This is a genomic window from Curtobacterium sp. MCPF17_018, from assembly GCF_003234135.1.
Classification (GTDB): domain Bacteria; phylum Actinomycetota; class Actinomycetes; order Actinomycetales; family Microbacteriaceae; genus Curtobacterium; species Curtobacterium flaccumfaciens.
On record NZ_QKSJ01000009.1, the window covers coordinates 121,316 to 138,158 of the forward strand.

The 16,843-nt window shown below is 65.4% G+C and carries 16 protein-coding genes and 1 pseudogene; 5 read left to right on the top strand and 12 right to left on the bottom strand.

All coding sequences use genetic code 11. The features are described from left to right. Nucleotides 1-119 precede the first annotated feature (119 nt). Nucleotides 120-1,061 (bottom strand): LysR family transcriptional regulator, encoded by a 942-nt coding sequence (locus tag DEJ27_RS12040; protein ID WP_110861016.1) that lies wholly within the window; start codon nucleotides 1,059-1,061, stop codon nucleotides 120-122. A gap of 119 nt (nucleotides 1,062-1,180) precedes the next feature. Here DEJ27_RS12040 and DEJ27_RS12045 point away from each other — a divergent pair, with 119 nt between their 5' ends. Both DEJ27_RS12045 and DEJ27_RS12050 read left to right on the top strand, forming a co-directional pair. Further along, complete coding sequence (locus DEJ27_RS12045) at nucleotides 1,181-2,143, top strand: putative oxygenase MesX (RefSeq protein ID WP_110861018.1); 963 nt, start codon at nucleotides 1,181-1,183, stop codon at nucleotides 2,141-2,143. A 32-nt stretch (nucleotides 2,144-2,175) separates the two neighbouring features. Then, a complete protein-coding gene (locus tag DEJ27_RS12050) occupies nucleotides 2,176-3,225 on the top strand; it encodes a methionine synthase (RefSeq protein ID WP_110861020.1) in 1,050 nt (349 codons plus the stop codon). A gap of 629 nt (nucleotides 3,226-3,854) precedes the next feature. On the opposite strand, the gene DEJ27_RS12055 is transcribed toward DEJ27_RS12050, so the two are convergent. The 3 genes from DEJ27_RS12055 to DEJ27_RS12065 are packed head-to-tail and all read right to left on the bottom strand — an operon-like array spanning nucleotide 3,855 to nucleotide 5,736. Next, nucleotides 3,855-4,715 carry a serine hydrolase gene (locus DEJ27_RS12055; protein ID WP_258369893.1) on the bottom strand — a complete coding sequence of 287 codons (861 nt, stop codon included), beginning with the start codon at nucleotides 4,713-4,715 and terminating at the stop codon, nucleotides 3,855-3,857. Continuing rightward, entirely contained in the window at nucleotides 4,715-4,954 is a 240-nt protein-coding gene (locus tag DEJ27_RS12060) for a PLD nuclease N-terminal domain-containing protein (RefSeq protein ID WP_110861024.1), read from the bottom strand. Before DEJ27_RS12060 ends, DEJ27_RS12055 begins: the two co-directional genes overlap by 1 nt. A gap of 32 nt (nucleotides 4,955-4,986) precedes the next feature. Further along, nucleotides 4,987-5,736: a hypothetical protein gene (locus DEJ27_RS12065; RefSeq protein ID WP_111090978.1), complete on the bottom strand. Its 750-nt coding sequence runs from the start codon at nucleotides 5,734-5,736 to the stop codon at nucleotides 4,987-4,989. 159 nt (nucleotides 5,737-5,895) lie between these two features. Here DEJ27_RS12065 and DEJ27_RS12070 point away from each other — a divergent pair. Further along, nucleotides 5,896-6,470, top strand: a pseudogene (locus tag DEJ27_RS12070) (methionine synthase); the annotation flags it as partial. A 129-nt stretch (nucleotides 6,471-6,599) separates the two neighbouring features. Here the strand turns inward: DEJ27_RS12070 and DEJ27_RS12075 are convergent. The 4 genes from DEJ27_RS12075 to DEJ27_RS12090 form a co-directional block, all read right to left on the bottom strand. Continuing rightward, nucleotides 6,600-7,097 carry a hypothetical protein gene (locus DEJ27_RS12075; RefSeq protein ID WP_110861037.1) on the bottom strand — a complete coding sequence of 166 codons (498 nt, stop codon included), beginning with the start codon at nucleotides 7,095-7,097 and terminating at the stop codon, nucleotides 6,600-6,602. Between the two features lie 55 nt (nucleotides 7,098-7,152). Further along, nucleotides 7,153-7,749: a hypothetical protein gene (locus tag DEJ27_RS12080; protein ID WP_146238552.1), complete on the bottom strand. Its 597-nt coding sequence runs from the start codon at nucleotides 7,747-7,749 to the stop codon at nucleotides 7,153-7,155. Nucleotides 7,750-7,856: 107 nt separating this feature from the next. Further along, a complete protein-coding gene (locus DEJ27_RS12085; RefSeq protein ID WP_181420089.1) occupies nucleotides 7,857-9,077 on the bottom strand; it encodes an alpha/beta hydrolase in 1,221 nt (406 codons plus the stop codon). 133 nt (nucleotides 9,078-9,210) lie between these two features. Continuing rightward, entirely contained in the window at nucleotides 9,211-9,783 is a 573-nt protein-coding gene (locus DEJ27_RS12090) for a hypothetical protein (RefSeq protein ID WP_110861044.1), read from the bottom strand. 299 nt (nucleotides 9,784-10,082) lie between these two features. Here DEJ27_RS12090 and DEJ27_RS12095 point away from each other — a divergent pair, with 299 nt between their 5' ends. Beyond that, nucleotides 10,083-10,490 (top strand): SdpI family protein, encoded by a 408-nt coding sequence (locus tag DEJ27_RS12095; RefSeq protein ID WP_111091020.1) that lies wholly within the window; start codon nucleotides 10,083-10,085, stop codon nucleotides 10,488-10,490. A gap of 8 nt (nucleotides 10,491-10,498) precedes the next feature. Continuing rightward, complete coding sequence (locus tag DEJ27_RS12100) at nucleotides 10,499-10,924, top strand: hypothetical protein (RefSeq protein WP_110861048.1); 426 nt, start codon at nucleotides 10,499-10,501, stop codon at nucleotides 10,922-10,924. A gap of 1,054 nt (nucleotides 10,925-11,978) precedes the next feature. On the opposite strand, the gene DEJ27_RS17525 is transcribed toward DEJ27_RS12100, so the two are convergent. The 4 genes from DEJ27_RS17525 to DEJ27_RS12120 all read right to left on the bottom strand — a co-directional run bounded on the left by DEJ27_RS17525 (nucleotide 11,979) and on the right by DEJ27_RS12120 (nucleotide 16,453). Next, nucleotides 11,979-12,734 carry a hypothetical protein gene (locus DEJ27_RS17525; protein ID WP_146244690.1) on the bottom strand — a complete coding sequence of 252 codons (756 nt, stop codon included), beginning with the start codon at nucleotides 12,732-12,734 and terminating at the stop codon, nucleotides 11,979-11,981. A 115-nt stretch (nucleotides 12,735-12,849) separates the two neighbouring features. Beyond that, complete coding sequence (locus tag DEJ27_RS12105) at nucleotides 12,850-14,178, bottom strand: AAA family ATPase (RefSeq protein WP_146244691.1); 1,329 nt, start codon at nucleotides 14,176-14,178, stop codon at nucleotides 12,850-12,852. Between the two features lie 525 nt (nucleotides 14,179-14,703). Beyond that, entirely contained in the window at nucleotides 14,704-15,429 is a 726-nt protein-coding gene (locus DEJ27_RS17530) for a hypothetical protein (RefSeq protein WP_146244692.1), read from the bottom strand. A gap of 1 nt (nucleotide 15,430) precedes the next feature. Next, nucleotides 15,431-16,453: a ComEC/Rec2 family competence protein gene (locus DEJ27_RS12120; protein WP_111090983.1), complete on the bottom strand. Its 1,023-nt coding sequence runs from the start codon at nucleotides 16,451-16,453 to the stop codon at nucleotides 15,431-15,433. Nucleotides 16,454-16,843: the final 390 nt, after the last annotated feature.

Sequence of the window (16,843 nt, forward strand, 5' to 3'; positions counted from 1 at the left end):
GACGCGCTCCTGTGGTGGAGCGCGCCGCACGTGACGGCGATGCTCGGGACCGCAGCCTCCCGACGGACGCATGTCGCGCCTCCAGGCCGATCGCTGGAACCGCCGGACCCGCCGCCTGCCTACCCGAGCGGCTCGACGCCATAGCTGGTGACCACCGCACGCAACTCGTCCAGGTACGTCTGCGCCTGCACGGTGAGGGGAACCGAGGCGTGGGCGATCCAGCCGATCTCGATGCGCTCGTCGACGTCGAGGGGGATGGCGACGATCTCGGGGTCGAGGTCGTCGCTGATGAGCCCGGTCGAGATCGTGTAGCCACCCAGGCCGATCATGAGGTTGAAGATCGTCGCCCGGTCCGAGACACGGATCTCCCGCTTGCTCGACATCGTCGACAGGATCTCCTCCGCCAGGTAGAAGGAGTTGTTCGCACCCTGGTCGAAGGTGAGCCGAGGCAGGTCGGCGAGGTCCTCGAGGGTCGCACGCTCCCGCGACGCGAGCGGGTTCCGCTTGGCCACGAAGATGTGCGGCTGTGCGACGAACAGCGGTGTGAACACGACACCGGCGTCGCGCAGCAACTTGCCGAGCACCTGCTTGTTGAAGTCGTTGCGGTAGAGGATGCCCACCTCACTGCGCAGGGTGCGGACGTCCTCGATGATGTCCCAGGTGCGCGTCTCGCGCAGCGAGAACTCGTACTCGTCCGCAGCCGCGGCCTCGACCATCCGGACGAAGGCCTCCACCGCGAACGAGTAGTGCTGGGCGGACACCCCGAGCAGCCGACGCGACCGCTGGCCGCCGACGTACCGCTGCTCGAGCAGGGAGACCTGCTCGACGACCTGTCGGGCGTACCCGAGGAACTCGACGCCGTCGACGGTGAGCACGACGCCCCTGGCCGATCGGGTGAAGAGCGGGCGCCCGATCCGCGTCTCGAGGTCCTTCATCGCCGCGGACATCGTCGGCTGCGACACGTAGAGCAGATCGGCCGCTGCGCTGATCGAGCCCTCCGTCGCCACCTCGATGAAGTACCGGAGCTGCTGCAGGGTGATGTCGTTCGAGACCCGAGCCATAGGACGAGGCTATACCGGTGCATAGCGTCTCGGTATTACCTGATGGCCCGGGTATCCCGCCATGATCGAGGCACCCCTTCCCCAGCACCCACGGGCGCTCGACGAACAGATTGCCGACCATGGCGAACGACCTCACCTTCAGCATCACCAGGACCCGCTTCGACGAGGACTACTCCCCCGCCGACAGCTCCCGGCTGACCACGAACTTCGCCAACCTGGCACGCGGCGAGCACCGTCAGGAGAACCTCCGTGCTGCGCTGACGATGATCGACGGGCGCGCGAACGAGCTGGCCGCGGCGCACGACCGCTACCGTCTGCAGCTCGACATCGTCTCGGTGGCGCTGGAGTTCTCAGACAGCGGGTCGGACGCGGAGTTCCCGCTGCTCGAGATGCTCGACGTCACGATCCTCGACCAGCACACCGGCGAGCGCCACCAGGGAATCCTCGGCAACAACTTCTCGTCGTACCTGCGCGACTACGACTTCTCCGTCCTGCTGCCCTCGGCGTCGTCCGGCATCCCGTCCGACTTCGGACAGCTGCACGGGGCGCTCTTCCAGCGCTTCCTGGAGTCAGACGTGTTCGGGTCGCAGTTCGGTGCCGAGCCAGTCGTCTGCATCAGCGTCTCGACGAGCCAGACCTACCGCCGGAACGGGTACGTCCACCCGGTGCTCGGCGCCGAGTACGAGCACGAGCACTCCTCGCTCACCGACGACTACTTCGGCCGGATGGGCATGCGGGTCCGGTACTTCCAGCCCGCCGGAGCGGCTGCCCCGCTCGCGTTCTACACGCGCGGCGACCTGACCGGCGACTACACGGACCTCCAGCTCATCGGCACGATCGCCACCATGGAGACGTTCCAGAAGATCTACCGCCCGGAGATCTACGCCGCGAACGCCCCGGCCGGGAGCACCTACCGCCCCACCCTCGACCACACCGACTTCACGCCCACCCCGGTCACCTACGACCGTGAGGAGCGCAGTCGCCTCGGGATCACGCAGGGCCGGTGGACCGAGGAGCACCTTGTGACGCCGCACCACGCGCTCCTCTCGCGCTTCGCTGCCGACGCCGCCGTTTCCCTCTGACCTCGCTCCCTCCTGACAGGACCCGCACCCGCATGACGTCCCTCCTCCCCACCTCGATCGTCGGCAGCCTGCCGAAACCGTCCTGGCTCGCCGAGCCCGGACAGCTCTGGTCCCCCTGGAACCTGCAGGGGGCAGCGCTCACCGAGGGCAAGCAGGACGCACTCCGCTCCGCCGTCCACGAGCAGGAGCGCCGTGGCATCGACATCGTCAGTGACGGCGAGCAGACCCGCCAGCACTTCGTCACGACGTTCATCGAGCACCTGGACGGCGTCGACCTCGAGCGCAAGGAGACCGTCCGCATCCGCGACCGCTACGACGCGGCCGTCCCGACCGTGGTCGGTGCCGTGAGCCGCCGGGCGCCCGTGTTCGTGGACGACGCTCGCTTCCTGCGCGCACAGACCGACCGGCCGATCAAGTGGGCGCTCCCCGGCCCGATGACGATGATCGACACGCTCTCCGACCAGCACTACAAGAGCCGTGAGAAGCTGGCGTGGGAGTTCGCCACGATCCTCAACCAGGAAGCTCGCGAGCTCGAAGCCGCCGGCGTCGACATCATCCAGTTCGACGAGCCCGCCTTCACCGTCTTCCACGACGAGGTGCAGGACTGGGGCGTGGCCGCGCTCGAACGCGCAGCCGAGGGCCTGCGCGCCGAGACCGCCGTGCACATCTGTTACGGCTACGGCATCGAGGCGAACAACAAGTGGAAGGAGACGCTCGGGGCGGAGTGGCGGCAGTACGAGCAGTCCTTCCCGCTCCTGCAGCAGTCGTCCATCGACATCGTCTCGCTCGAGTGCATCCACTCCCACGTCCCCCTCGAACTCGTCGAGCTGATCCGCGGCAAGAAGGTCATGCTCGGGGCGATCGACGTCGCGACCGAGACCGTGGAGACGCCGGAGGAGGTCGCGGAGGTGCTGCGTCGGGCGCTCGAGTTCGTCGATGCCGACAAGCTCATCCCGAGCTCCAACTGCGGGATGGCGCCCCTGGCGCGGGGTGCGGCGCTGAACAAGCTCGGCGCGCTGTCCGCTGGTGCGGACATCGTGCGGGCCGAGCTCGCTCGCGTGGCGGTGCCGTCGGCCCGCTGATCGCCGCGAAACACCACGGCGGCTCTCTTCCGATCGGAAGAGAGCCGCCGTTCGTGTTGCGTCCGCCGCGTGCGCGGCTCTCGACCCGGCCTGGAGGCACGGCTGCCGTCCGGCTGCGAGGTTGCGTTCGTAACGCCCTCGCCCTTTACCGCCCCTCGACCCCGGTGACTGCCTCAGCGATCCGCTTTCAGTCCCTCGTCGGGGAAGCAGCCAGTACGGAACAACGGCCCATGCGGGCGCCGCCGCGAGAAGCCACCAAGCAGTAGGACTCAACGTCGAAGACGCCAATCCCACGATGATCAGCCAGCTCATCGCGAGAGCCGCGACGAACCCTGCGGTGACCGCGCACGAGATGCGACCTCTGCGCCGATCTCGAGCAAAAGCGGAGCCGACCGCCGCCACGAGGCACAGCGCCTGTATCGCCGCGAGCAGGATCGCGGTTCCCAACGGTGTTCCGTACCCGCTCGGGCTGCCGTCGGGGCCGAACGTCGTGGCGATCCGTTCGGGTAGTCGATCCCACCAGGCGCTGGTGAGCGCAACCTCGACGACGACGGGGAACGCGGCAACGACGGCAGCGAAGATCCCCGCTCGCCTGCGTCGGCCGCGGGCGTTGGCCATCGGTTCGTTCATCAGCCGTTGCATGTCTCCCGCGCTTCCCGCTCGATGAGCGCCGTGGCGATCGCGTCGGCCGCGCGTGGGGCCTTCGCGAGCGTGTGCACCACCGCGGTGATCCCTGCCGCGTTGGCGATGACCGCTCCTCCCGCTCGCACTTCTCCGTTGATCCAGATCGATGCTCCTTCCCGCTGCCAGCTCACCGCGCGGGAGTGCCCTGCTCCGGGTTCGAGCGCCCAATCGGCGTAGCGACAGAGATCGTCGAACGTCGACCAGACGCCGCCTGCCGCCGCGAACGACGATTCTCCGAGCGCCCACGGCTTGATCGCGCGACCGAAGAGCTTCGGCACCACCCGGTCTGCTGGAGCTGGCACGAGGACCGCCGAGCTGATCCCCGCCGGCTCGAGGACGTGCTGGCGTACAGCGGCGAACCAGTCGCCGTGTACCTCGTCGAGTACCGCACCGAGGAGGGCGTACCCCAGGTTCGAGTACACGAACTGGCCTCGGGGCGTGGCCGGTATCGCAGCCGTCAAATCCAGAGGAACCCCGACAGACACTCGGTACGGGTCGCCGAAGAGGCGGTCGCGCATCATGGCCGGAAGCCGGGGCAGACCGGAGGTGTGGTGGACGAGGTCAGCAACGGTCATCTCGGCAGCGGGCACACCGGGGAGGTAGTGCACGACCGGCCGCTCGACCTCGAGTGTGACCCAGGCCGTCGTGCCCACGAGTCCCTTCGTGATGCTCCCCCACTCGAGCATCGAGGCGGTGTCGTACGGCCCTCGGGACTCACGGACCGTTCGCCAGCCGTCAGCCGCGCGAAGACTCGCGCGCCAGTGTCCAGATGGCGTCCGTGAATCTCGCGCGACGGCTCCGACCACTACGAGCCGAACCCATCACCGTTGACTTCGGTCGACCGCTCGCGGCGCCGTGCTACGAACCACGTTGCCGGCCCGATGATCGGGATGAAGAGGACGACGAGGGTCCATGCGATCAAGCGACGGCCGGAGGTCGACCCGGATCGCATCAGCGAGATGAACGCTGCGAGTGCGAGGAACAGAGCGACGAGTGACACGGTCATCAGCACTCCGTCGAGCGCTGTCGGAACGAGCGGGTTCATGGTCTATTCCTCCGTCCAAGACGTCAATTCGTTCACTCCCAGCGGTTGTAGGTGATCGCGCCGTTGCCCTTGGCGCTGAGCCGCTGGACCGCGGAGTACGTGCTCCACGCAATCGTTCCCCATGGGGTCGGCACGCCACGCTTCACGACGACCTTGCACTTCGCGGTGGCCTGTCCGCCACTGATGTAGCCGCTGCTCTTGGAGGTCGTCACCTGAGTGAACGGCTGCACGTTCCTGACGACCGTGCACGAGTATCCGAGCATCTTCCTCGCCGTAGTACCGCTGTACTCGTACGACATCGAAACCTTCGTCTCGGTGAGCCTGATTCCAGCGAAGGCGAACCACTGTGTGCCCCAGGACGACCGCGATGCCGCCCTGGTCCCCACCCCGACGCCATCCTCGCTTCGCTCGGCCCCCGACGATTCCACCTCACCCCACTCAAAGTCCCCGCTCGTGCGAACGGTCGCCGGGCCAAGCACTCTCTCGTCGGAGGCGGCAGTTGCGGCAGACGCAACAGCCGGATCCAAGAAGTACGAGGCGAGCTCGTGTCGCTGTTCAGCGTTGAGGTGGTCGAAGGCCGCGACGTCAGACGAGGCTCCGGAAGCAACGAGGTCGGCGCGGATAGCCGACAACACTGCAGACGGCGTTCGCGGAGCGGCAACGTCACCGGCGGCGGGCGGTGCGGCCGCGGCGTTGGCTGGCGCGGCACCAATGATGGAGGTGGCGACGACGGCGCACACTGCGCCGATCGAGACGATCCGCCCGTAGGTCGACTGCTTCATGAAACTTCCCCTCACTCTCCGGCCCCAACGCCGGGTCTCGTCGTCGGCGGCGTTGCCGACAATGAGCAGTCAACTCACCAATACATCAGATATTCAACTTCAGAAGTGACCCGGGCGTGTCGTCTCCGGACTCAGCGAGAGGGCCTGCGGAGGTGGACGATCTGCAACCACGAAGCGCGCGAGCTCCAGGACGCGGGCGTCGACATCATCCAGTTCGACGAGCCCGCCTTCACCGTCTTCCACGACGAGGTGCAGGACTGGGGCGTGGCCGCGCTCGAGCGCGCCACCGAAGGACTCCACGCTGAGACCGCCGTGCACATCTGTTACGGCTACGGCATCGAGGCGAACAACAAGTGGAAGGAAACGCTCGGCGCCGAGTGGCGGCAGTACGAGCAGTCCTTCCCGCTCCTGCAGCAGTCGTCCATCGACATCGTCTCGCTGGAGTGCATCCACTCAAACGTCCCGCTCGAGCTCGTCGAGCTGATCCGTGGGAAGAAGGTCATGCTCGGGCCATCGACGTCGCGACCGAGACCGTGGAGACCCCGGAAGAGGTCGCGGAGGCGCTGCGGCGGGCGCTCGAGTACGTCGATGCCGACAAGCTCATCCCCAGTTCGAACTGCGGGATGGCTCCCCTGGCGCGGGGTGCAGCGCTGGACAAGCTCAGTGCGCTGTCCGCTGGGGCGGACATCGTGCGGGCCGAGCTCGCTCGCGTGGCGGTGCCGGCTGCGCGCTAGCGTCCCGGTCCGACCGGACGGCTCGCCTCGGCAACGGGGCGGGCCGTCTTCCATGTCGCGCCCGGCAGGGGCTCGCGTCGCGGGCAGGTCTGGAGGCGCGGCTCGGTTCCGGTGGTCAGGTTGCGGTCGTCACTCCTGACTGTCGAGGCTCATCTTCTCGAAGTCCCCCGCGACGCACTGCGAGCTGCCGTCGATCGTGTACCCGCGGGGATCCGCGCGGAAGTCGGAGGAGCTCACCGGACCGCCCCTGCCCCGGACGCCGAGGATCGGGTCCTCGCCGCCGGTCTGGTACCGCTCGGTCGTGACCCCGAGTTCCTTCCAGTGCTGTTCCACCGCCTTGACGTCGGCCTTCGGGTCAGCGCTCGCGGAGCGGACCATGGCGTAGACGTACTGGACGCCCCCTTGCCCCAGACCCCGGCCGCACTTCCCGAGCCCCGGACCGTCGCTTACTTCCCAGCCGTCCCCCACCACGTCGGTCGAGCCCTCGACGAACGTGGCGATGGACTCCTTCGCCTGCTCGGGAGTCTTCCCGATGCCGGCGCTGCAGCCGGAGAGGACGACCACCATGAGCAGTGCGGCTGCGGTCGCTCGGCGGCCGGTGACGGCCCTCCACCGAGTGAGTGCCACGCGGGAGTTCCTCGCAGACCGGTCGGCGTCTGCGAGGCGCACCCTCGTCCGGAGATCAGCGCTGCCGGACAGGATCGCTCCACTTCGGGAACGGCTCCGAGACACCCGGCTCGGATTCATCGGGGAAGTCGGCGGGGTCGCGCAGTGCGATCGCCTTGATGAGCTCCGGAGCATCGTGTGCCCAGAACGCCTCGCTGTACACCCCGAGCGAGTACTGCCCGTTCGGCCGCACGTTCCAGGTCACCCACCATCCGTCACTGGTGTCGGCCCGCACCTCGTGATCCGTACCGACCTTCGCGCTGCTCCAGCGCCACCCTTCTTCATCGAAGTAGCGCTGCATCGGATCGAGGTCCTCCACCGCGCCGGTCGCACCCTCCGGTTCGATGATCCGTACGGCTCGGAACGCGTAGGAGTTCTCGTCGGTCGCACCCTCCGGCGCCTTGCCGAACGCGTCGTCGCCTGCGGGCAGAGGACGGACGTCTCCGCCGTTCCAGTACCACGTGCCGTCCGAGATCTGTCGTTGTGCGGCTGCGAGCACGGCCTGCCCGTGCTCGTACCGCTCGCCAGCCAGCTCGAACTCGTCCTGCAACGAGAGATCGGCTACCTGCGCCTGAGTCTTGCCTGCTGCGTCTTGCGCGTCCTGTCCGGTCACGTCGCCTCCTCTGCTTGCGCCGCCTGAGACGCATCCGGTCGTCGCGAGCACCACGGCCGCGAGCATGGTCACGATCGCGCCGCGCAGTCGGGGACGAATCTTGACTCTCATGGCCCCATCTTCCCGTCTGCGACGATCTGCGCCAGCGTGCGGAGCGTGGTCGAGTCATTCGAGAGGTACCCGACGTCGTCCGAATCGGAGTCGTGCCACATGTCGTGGCCCGTCACCCCTCTCGTACCCTCGGCTGCTTCCGAGGAGAACTCCTGCACGCCGTCGAACCCGAGCGGATCTGCCCGGGTCGCCACGCCCAGCCATTGACCGACCGGCGCGAACGGATCGTCCTTCGCGGCCGTCACGTACACGTTCGCGGCGTGGACGTCGTCGATCTCGGTCCCGCGCGGGAAGCCGACGGACCCGTACGACACGAACGAGTCGACCTGGTGTTCCGTCAACTGAAGCCCCTGCACCGCGGTGGTGGAGCCGTACGAGTGCGCTGCAACCGTGAAGGTGTCGGGGCCACCGTCCGACCTGCTGTCGAAGACACCGTCCACGAAGGAGGCCAGTTGGCCTGCGCCGGATTCCGATCGGTCGGGTGCGCCCACCTCCGCCGGGTTCGGCGCGTGGTAGCCAACCCAGGAAACGACGGCGTAGGTCTGCGATCGGTCATCGCTGTGCGCCTGGCGCAACAATCCCTCGGCGGCCACGACGCGCTCGCCCATGCCAGCCACGTCCGAGTTCATCCCCGGCACGTTCACCGTCACGTTCTTCGCCTTGTCGAGGTTCCCAAGCGACACGGCGGCGACCAGCGCACCGTCGTGCTCCCCGAATCCAACGAGTTGCGCCGTCTTGGACGCCGCAGGGCCGGGGAGTGTCTCAGCGCTGAGGTCGGCCGCGTCGACGGCCTCCTGCAGCGCGTTGACCTGTTCCTCGAAGTCCGACCGGCCGATGCGCTTCTCGCCGAAGCCCATGAGCGTGTACACGCGCTCCGGATCCCGCACCGCCGCTGCAAGCACGGCTCGTGACGCGATGTCGCGCTTCGCAGCAGGGATGCCGTCGAGGTTTGCGAGCAGGTACTGCGTCGCCAACGGCAAGGACTCGATGTACTCGTCCGTCTGCGGGACCTTCGCCCAAGCCGCGGCGACCTCGGCAGGGGTCAGACCCGGCCGGAGCAGCTCGGACAGCGCTGGCGACGCGGTCACCGTCGCCACGGCGTCGAGCGTCAGGTCCGGGAGAGCGCCGCCGCCAGCGCGGTCGAAGGCGTTCGCGATGCCTTCGATCCAGCTCGCCTCCAGGGCGTTCTCGGCCATCAGCTGGTCGAACCCCGCCACGACTGTCGAACCCTGGACCGGCACCCACGAGCAAGCCGAGCAGAAGCGGGTCCAGGCGTTCTTCACCCGGATCAGGTGCTGCCCAGCGCTGCCGTCGGCCGCTCTGCTGGCCCCGACGAACGTCAGGAGCGCATCAGGATCCGCGGAGGACGTGCTTCCCGAGCTCCCGCCAGCCGTGCGCGGGCGCGCCCTCGGCAGGAACGTTGCCGTGACCGGGGGTCGGGTGCACAGCCGTGTCATCCGGACGTCGGTCGATCACGCCGTCGATGTAGGCCGACGCCACAGCGAGCGGATCCCCGGACGCGCGACGCTGCTCACGCTCCTCCTCACGCGCACTCCAATCGCGCGATTCCCGGAGTCGGCGCCGCTCGGATTCAGCCTCGCGTTTCGCCCGATCGATCGATGTCTTGAGGTCAGCGAAGACACCGGCGAGACGCTGCGTGTCCTCCGACCGGATCGTGCTGTCGGTCGTGAAGAGCGTCGCGTAGCTGCCGCGGAAGTCCCGAACCGCCGCCTCGACTCGCACCCGATCCGCCATAGCCTGCGACCGCAGGTCCCCGGAAGCCCCCTCCGCAGCAGCGATGAGGGCATCTGCTGCCCCGTCATCGAACACAATCGTCACGCACACCCCCGTGTGGACCGCAATCTGTTCTACGACACTACTGGACGGCCGATGACCCTGCGCAACCAGGCGGTCGACGGGCATCGCGGATCCTCGTCGGACCTCGCGGCAATCCGGAGGTGCGATGGGCCAGTTCAGCGACGGTCGTCTGAGGATCGGACCCGCCCGGGAGGGAGCGTACGACCGGCCGATCCAGTTCCAGCGAGAGCGCAGCCGTCGTCCGGTGAGCCCCTTCGTGATGCTTCCCCTCTCGGGCAGCCATCTCTCGACGTTCAGTCGAGTCGGCTCGCGGCCGGTCCCCAGCCATCAGCGTCGGGACGCTCGCTCGCCACCGAGCGTCCGGAATGTTGCCGTTCATGCTCCAGGGCGTTAGCGTCGTCACCATGCCCGGAGCCATGGTGTCCGCACTCGCCCTCGAGATCGGCGGAGCGGTCCTCGTGATGTGGTTGACGTGGCGAGCTGCGACCGGGCAGCTCGGCCGGAACGACCTCGCCGGCGTCCGGACGCGCGTCACGATGTCCAGCGACGACGCCTGGCGGACCGGGCACCGAGCGGCGCTGCCTCCGACGCTGATCTCGGGCGTGATCACCGTCCTCTGGTGCGCGGTGTGCATCCTCGTGCCCGCGCTCCGCACCCCCGCCCCGGTGATCGTCGCGTCGGTCATCTTCGTGGGCGGCGCAGCCCTCTCCGTTCCTGCTGCCCACCTCGCGGTACGCCGAGCGGCGCTCGAGGATCAGACCGGTCACGAGGACGCGCAGACTGACTCACCGGCGTCAGGCCGAGGGCGTTGACTGCACACATGATCACGAAGGACCAGATCCACGAAGTGGAGCACGCGACCGTCCGAGACCGCGACGGCGCGTCGGTAGGCAAGGTCGCGCAGGTGTTCCCCTCCGACGAGCACGGCAGCGCCGCGTTCGTCAGCGTCACGACCGGACTCCGCGGGGGTCACACCACGCTCGTCCCGGTCGAGGACGCCACCTTCGACGGCACGGACCTGCACGTCGGGTACACGAAGAGCGCGGTCAAGGGTGCGCCGTCCGCCGGAGCCGGGAACACCTTGTCCGTCACCGAGGCGAACGCCGTCCGCAAGCACTTCGGGTTGTCCCCCGCGGGCAAGGCGACCGGTGACATGGGCGACCCGCGCGAAAACCTCGACCAGGCCGACACCGGCCCGGCGGGCGCAGACGACACCGAGGGCGCGGGAACGACGCCGCCAGCGTGAGCGGTTGTCGGCCCGCGCCGTCGCGCCCGCTGGAGGCGTGCCTCCAGACCCGGACTGGAGGCACGGCCGCGGCCCGCCCCACCGGTCACGTCGCGGCGGCGTCACCCCGGTGCTTGACGACGCTCAGTTCTAGGGACCGTCCGCGGTCGCGAGGTGCTCTTCGCCGAGCGGAGTGATCGGCAACAGTCAGCGGACTTCACGACGGTCTTCGCTGCGGTCGCCAAGCGTGGTCGTGTGTTGTGCGCCGTGCGCTCGAACGCTAGCGGCGACTTCGCTGGCTCGCGCAGTCTTTCCTGGACACCGAGCATCTGACCGGCTCGACAAACGGACCGAGTTCAACCAGTGGCAAGACCGGAAGACCGAGGATGACGTCAGGGAAGCAGGGACTAGGCCCCACTTCAGACCTATCACGCCGCGCGGAAGGCGGGTGGCGCTGTATGCATACGCCACTTCGCGGCGCCAGGTCTCCGCCGAGCTGTCACTCGTCCGGGAGTCCCATAGGGATCCCAAACTCGGTTGGCGAGACCCCCAGATCCGCCTGAGCCCGACGCACAGCTCTCGGCGATGCCGGCCGCTCGGTTGAGGCTGTTTGGTAAACGCTGCCGGCACGATCAGCAACCCAAGCAACATCCTCTTGTTGCGTTGCAGGCGTCGTCCAGGGGCCTCGGCTTCGAAGCACACGGAAACGCCCTGTTGGATGTCACTGATCGTTCGGCTTACCGCGCAATTTAGATCGCACAAGGGAGCGGCCGGAGCATCGGCGACGCGGCCACGTACACCGCCCCACATTGCGAAATGTCACTCGACGACACCCAGGTCCCCGACGTACGGCGGCGCCCGGAACCAAGCCACGCTGGCCGAACTCATAGCTGTTCCTCGAGGTCGGCATCGTCGTGAAGGTCCACGTAGCCCTAAAGGCATGGCGGCCGACTCGTCCTACGCCTCAATAGCGACTAACGCCGTGCTTCCCGAGCTCCGCGGAATGGCGAGCAGCTGTCGCACCGCACCTGCCTGATGACCGCAGGTCAGCTCCACACCGACCAGCATTGTCTCACTACGCTCCAGATGCCACTCCCATAGCTCCTCGACACCACGAAAGCAGCTGAGTACCGAGAGGGGTTCCGTCGAGGACACCGCCTACAAGCAAACAGAATCGCATGGACAATTCTAGAGCCTCTTGATGCGGAACCTTTGCACCGTTTTTGATTTCGTTCCCATATAGACTAAGCAGCAACTCAGCTATATCGTGACCATACGCGTAGGCACGAGGATCGGGTGGACCTGCGGGCTCAGGGATAGGATCGGAGGGGAACGGCGTTCCAGGCCGAACTGCTTTACTCAAATCGAACCATGTCGAGTTTGCGAGTTTCTTGGCCTTCACCGAATCAACTGCTTTTGCGATGTTGGGCGACGGCAGGGCCTCGTTCGACACTCGGACAAGAAACAGTTGTTTCAAGACTGGCGCCATGAGCTGCACCAGGTCGGACCCAGCAGGGAGGCGCTCACCTAGCGCGTTCTGATTGAGGAGATCCAATCCTCCGTCAAAGAACAAGTAGCTTTCTAATGCGGGATAATCGGTCCATAGAAGCGTAGGAATAGCGAATCGCTCGACATGGTGTCCAGCATCGCGATCCGCAACACATCGAATGTTTGTGTTTTGCGCGTGCGCCGCGGACGCTACGTACATCACCGTGCTGCGCGCACCAGACGGGAGTCCCAGCGCTTGCACTTCCGATGATTCAACGTCAATTGCGTCGACCGATTCCACCGAAACGGCTGCAGGTAGCTCGCCGCCGAACTTCCCGGTCAACCACTGACGATAGAATGCTTTATCTGTCGGGCCTTCCACAACTACGAATAGTGCCCCGGTCAGGTCAATCTCGCGAAGTAGCTCAGACAGTAGCTGTCTGGGCTTCGTCGCCACTTCAGTTCACCTCGGTAGGACGGACAACGTCGTCGATATCACCCATCACTTGCACCGAGTGCGAAGCGACGAGAAACTGAACACCACTACCATCGGTGCACCTAAGAAGTTCCGTGAGAAGTTGTCGCTGCCACCGTAGCCCGAGCGACAGCTCTGGTTCGTCGATAATCAAAAGCGCATTTGAGGTTCGAGCGAGAACCGCGTTGCTCAAGAGCAGAAGCAGATGCTTCTCCCCACTAGAAAGGTTGTCTGGCTCCAGTTCTTCGCCAGACTTTCCAACAAGCCGTATCCCTTCGGCAGTGCTGAAAGTAAGGTGCTTGCGCTCCAGAAAGGAGTTCACCGAAGTGACAAAAGTATCAATAAGTTTGTGCGCAGGAGCAAGGGCAGTGACGTTATCGGAGATGCTCGTGAGGTACGGCTCCAAAATCGTCTGCAGGGCGCCAAAGTTTCTATTATTGGCACGCACCGAGGCGAATTGATCGTTGATGCGCCTAACCTGCTGGAACGACATGAGACCATACTTCTCATAGTCCGGCGCGTTAACGAGAAGCGAATTGGATAGGGCGACAAGCGACGCTCGAGCCTCGGATGCAAGCAAATCCTTGTGATTCCCTGCCAAGACCCGTCGAGCTATCTCGACATAGATTCCATCTCCTGACAGACTCTGGTCGCGCGATATCGCAGCAAACGCAGTGCGGCTAAAGAATCGCTCTACCATGTCTAGGGCATCTCGGACATTTTGCGAGGTCCGGCCGCGGGCGCGCGCGGCTTCTCTCTCTGATTCAATCACGCGGCGCGGTCTGACCTGCGGGCCTCGGACGCTGGCGTGCACCACGCGGTCGTCACCGATAAGGATGGTCGGGCTTACAAGGGAACGGAGCTCATTGAAGTATGCGCTCAAGCGCGGGCTTGTTATGGCAGTTCTACCTACTCTCGCATCAACGTCTTCTTGCCGAACCTGCACGCGCGTCGGGGATGATTCATCCCCAGGGTAATGGATGGCGCACACGAAGAGAATATCCGGGTCCAGGCTTCGCTCTAGGCTTACCGCGACCCCCGAAGTCAACTTGACAGAGAGGTCTTCGACGAAAAGCTCGGCAAGGGCCTGTAAGCTCTCTAGTCGTGGGTTGAGAAGGTGATGTACGGCCTTCAAGAAGTTTGTCTTCCCCATGCCGTTTTCCGCATAGATGACTTTGACGCGAGTGCTTAATCCAGTCGAGTGTTCGAAATCCACGTCATATGCGAACTCGCCCAAGACTCCGGCGCTCGAGATGCGTTGGACCGATGGCGCGACGTTTACCGGCGGTTCAGACGTTAGGGAGTCGGACATGGGCACAGACTAGCTCAGTTTGAGAAGATCTCACAAGGCTTGATATCACTCGGGGCTCGCGGGCTCCTACCTCAGCCTTCAAGGTCATCGGCCGAGACTCTGCCATCGAGGACGAGCTGCACCTCCACCTCTAACTCTAGATAACCTGCCGCACTAAGCTCATTCATATATGCCCTAGCTTCCCGCGCGAAGCTGGCGTCCTTCAACGAAATGGCGTTCGCAATGACGATTGGCACCGCGTGCTGACTAAGCTCACGGCGAGTGCAACTCGCACATGAGGCCGCATTATCACATCCACGGAACTCGACACCACAGCACGCTATCGGTACGGTATCTGCCCGTGAGGGGATCGGCTCGCGGGACGGTCCGCGGCCCACGCAAGCTGTTCGATTGTGCGAAGCGCAGTCGCATGCTTCTCGCCTACCGACCGCCCTGTCGCGGAACTCGTCGATGTCGGCGACCAGCACGCTCTTAGGCTCCCCACGAGTCGCTGTCTCCCGCGGCGTTCGAAAGATCACTGCACGGCTACTGCGGCGCGGCACCCTGTTCGTTAGGTACTTCGAGGAGGGCGTCGCTGTAGCGATCCGACGCAACGCGGACGTATTGCGGCGTCACGATGAGCAGCCACGCGATCGCGATCATGATGTCGAGCACGCCGGCGATGACGGGCATGATCCAGCTGACGTTCCAAAGCGACAGCCAACTTGCAGCCGTCATGCCGGCGCTTAGCAAGACAGAGACCCCAGCGACGCCAAGCGCTACGTGCTTCGCTCCATACATGTTGCGCGCGGCGCCGTACTGCTTGAGCTCAGACCAAACCCGTGGGAAGCGGTCGTGATCGCGAGTCATCTCGCGAAGGCGCGCGACTGCGTCCTCGTAGATCTCGTTGGCATCTGCCGTGCTATCGGCCTCTGCGCTTGCGTCGGGAAGCTGCACCCCGGTCATGTGGGTGACGCGGCGGTGGAGACGCTCCACACGTTGCTGGGGCTGCCCGGCCCATCGGAGGCGTTGCACGGTCGTGCTTCCACCCCAGCTATCCCAGAGACGGTCTTGGATGCGATTTCCGCGGTCTCGTACGAGACGCATCGCGACGACGTGGAAGCCGGCTGCGACCAGTACTCCAAGTATTGAGCGGGCAATGCTCACAACATCGTCTGTCCTGAAGACGACGACGGCGAGGATACTGAGCGGTGCAAGAACAGCTGTGGCGGGAATGAGCTGGGTGGAGCGCTCGTAGGACGTGTCAGCCACGTCACTCGTCTGGTTCGAGCCACGTGAGTGGGGTCAAGCTTGTCCAGCCCTGACGGAATCCGGCATTTCTGCTCCACCGGATCGTCTGACCGCGCGTCACGCAGACTGAGTAGCCGCGTCGCGTGAAGGCGTTTGCCACCTCAGGACGGGGAAACTCGTCGGCGAGCTTGCCGACGCTCACGAAAGCGCTCCTTGACTGTGTGGCACCTTCCACGGGGCCAGCAAGACGGTTCATCACGTCAGTCGTTAAGTTATGCCGGGATCCGTGGTGCGGAACGTCGAAGAGGGAGGGCAAGCCGATGGCGTTTCGAAGGGTGCTGTCGAGGTAGTCGGCCGCTCGGGTCAGGGCGGGAGCGCCGGCGTCGCCCGTGAGTAGGACACGGTATGCGTCCACCTGGACGTCGAGGATAACGCTCGTGTTGTTGCGGGCGGTGGTTCCGCCGTTATCCGTTAGGGTCCCTTCACCTGGATCGGTGCTACGCGGCGAGAGAGCGTTCCTGATGGTCTCGTACACCGAGCGGAACAGCCCGCCTGCCTTGCTGACGGCCGACGTCCCCGTCTCTTGCTCGCTGAGCAGCGACTGGTAGTAGGACTCGGAGGGGCCTGCGATCCTGATCGAGTCAGAGAAGAACGAGGTTCCTGCGAAGTAGTTAGTCGAGACCACGGTCCCCTCAGCCTTGGCGAGCCGGATGAGTTCCTCGACCTTGTCGGAGGCCACGTCATCGGAGGTGTATCCGTAATCGGATGGGCGGTGAATCACGAGCTCTGTCACGTACAGCTGTTCCAGGACCCCGAAGAGCCCGTTGATGTGATCTTCATCGGGGTGTGTGCAGATCATCAAGTCGATTCGATCGGTCCCGTAGTACTTCCGTACGTGGGCGACGATCGCGTCAGCAGTGGACGCGAACCCCCCGTCAATAAGTACGACACGATTCGTGCTCGTCCCGGGCTCGGTGAAGTGGCACAGGATTGCATCTCCGGTATCGGTCTTCTCGCCCACCGGGATGTACTCAACTTCGATCATCTGTAACCAACTCCTTCCGGCCGCAACCCCGCGGTCCGCTCAGACTAGGGCGATCAGGCGACATGTGAGAAGCAATCGCTTTCGGCGCGCCGCCACGTGGATGCCCGGGCTCGTGTATTACCCCAACCAGTACCGAAACGCGATCGGCTACCGAGACGACTCGTGGACGGCAAGGCGGGTCGTGCTGCGGTGCCAGCATTTTGCCCTTGCATGCGTCGGTCTCACGGCCATCTGCTTCGGCGTCGTCACTCGATTCGTGATCGCGAACGCCCGCGGTGCAAGCCGCCTCTGGTGCCGCCGTCGGGCTGAAGACAGGTCAGGGAGTCCGCCAACTGCAGCACGGCGGACCGGGAGCCGGATGGCTCTGCACCTCGAACAGGGGCTCGGGGA

Bases quoted from the DNA above. Each gene is read 5' to 3' on its own strand.
- DEJ27_RS12040 (WP_110861016.1), bottom strand. From the start codon at position 1,061: ATGGCTCGGGTCTCGAACGACATCACCCTGCAGCAGCTCCGGTACTTC.
- DEJ27_RS12045 (WP_110861018.1), top strand. From the start codon at position 1,181: ATGGCGAACGACCTCACCTTCAGCATCACCAGGACCCGCTTCGACGAG.
- DEJ27_RS12050 (WP_110861020.1), top strand. From the start codon at position 2,176: ATGACGTCCCTCCTCCCCACCTCGATCGTCGGCAGCCTGCCGAAACCG.
- DEJ27_RS12060 (WP_110861024.1), bottom strand. From the start codon at position 4,954: ATGAACCCGCTCGTTCCGACAGCGCTCGACGGAGTGCTGATGACCGTG.
- DEJ27_RS12065 (WP_111090978.1), bottom strand. From the start codon at position 5,736: ATGAAGCAGTCGACCTACGGGCGGATCGTCTCGATCGGCGCAGTGTGC.
- DEJ27_RS12090 (WP_110861044.1), bottom strand. From the start codon at position 9,783: ATGCCCGTCGACCGCCTGGTTGCGCAGGGTCATCGGCCGTCCAGTAGT.
- DEJ27_RS12095 (WP_111091020.1), top strand. From the start codon at position 10,083: ATGCCCGGAGCCATGGTGTCCGCACTCGCCCTCGAGATCGGCGGAGCG.
- DEJ27_RS12100 (WP_110861048.1), top strand. From the start codon at position 10,499: ATGATCACGAAGGACCAGATCCACGAAGTGGAGCACGCGACCGTCCGA.
- DEJ27_RS12105 (WP_146244691.1), bottom strand. From the start codon at position 14,178: ATGTCCGACTCCCTAACGTCTGAACCGCCGGTAAACGTCGCGCCATCG.
- DEJ27_RS12120 (WP_111090983.1), bottom strand. From the start codon at position 16,453: ATGATCGAAGTTGAGTACATCCCGGTGGGCGAGAAGACCGATACCGGA.